This window comes from Lacticaseibacillus camelliae DSM 22697 = JCM 13995 (assembly GCF_001311195.1).
GTDB lineage: Bacteria > Bacillota > Bacilli > Lactobacillales > Lactobacillaceae > Lacticaseibacillus > Lacticaseibacillus camelliae.
Window position 1 is genome coordinate 1 of sequence record NZ_BBAJ01000159.1, and the last position, 786, is coordinate 786.

The 786-nt window shown below is 54.1% G+C and carries 2 protein-coding genes; both read right to left on the reverse strand.

Annotated features, from left to right (window positions below; translation table 11 throughout):
• Positions 1-628: hypothetical protein (locus JCM13995_RS15255; protein ID WP_225350923.1), on the reverse strand; the 628-nt coding region annotated here is incomplete at its 3' end.
• On the reverse strand, positions 604-786 hold a 183-nt coding region (locus tag JCM13995_RS16500), incomplete at its 5' end, for a hypothetical protein (RefSeq protein ID WP_225350924.1). The genes JCM13995_RS16500 and JCM13995_RS15255, both read right to left, overlap by 25 nt.

Below are 786 nucleotides of genomic sequence, written 5' to 3' on the forward strand. Positions count from 1 at the left end.
CGCCTGGGTTCGTGTTACCGCCTGGGTTCGTGTTACCGCCTGGGTTCGTGTTACCGCCAGGATTGGTGTTGCCGCCTGGGTTCGTATCACCACCGGGATTGGTATTGCCGCCAGGATTGGTGTTGCCACCTGGGTTCGTGTTGCCACCTGGGTTAGTGTTACCGCCTGGATTAGTATTGCCACCAGGATTGGTGTTGCCACCTGGGTTAGTGTTACCGCCAGGATTGGTGTTGCCACCTGGGTTAGTATCGCCACCGGGATTGGTGTTACCACCTGGGTTAGTTGTCCCACCAGGCAAAGTGCCGCCGTGATTGTACGGATATACGTAAATGACCAGACCGTCAGCTGATGGCGTTAGCGTGTAAGAAAGCTGTGTGCCCTCCGGATTATCCTTCGTCGGCTTGTAGTTGCCAGGCAGATTGTCAGGAACATGCACTGTGTAGATACCTGTGTCGCCGATGTGACCCGTAATCATTTCCGTTCCGACGAGCCGTTGCGGTTGTTTGAAACCAGGTTTGGCAACGTAGGAGACCTGCAGTTCATCAGCATCGGCAGTATAGTTCACATTCACTGTTTCGTTTACCGGCGACCCAGAGACCAGCGTCAACTTCGGTGTTTCTTTGGCCACCGTGGTCTTGTCAGGTGTATAGCCATCCAGTTCGGTGTTGCCACTTCACCATAGTCTGCAGAAGGTGTGGCTGACGTGATCTCGCCAGTCACGTCATCTGTCGTCATCGTCCAGTTGACGGTCTGAACAACTGATTCAGGAGCACCATCTGTCTTTCC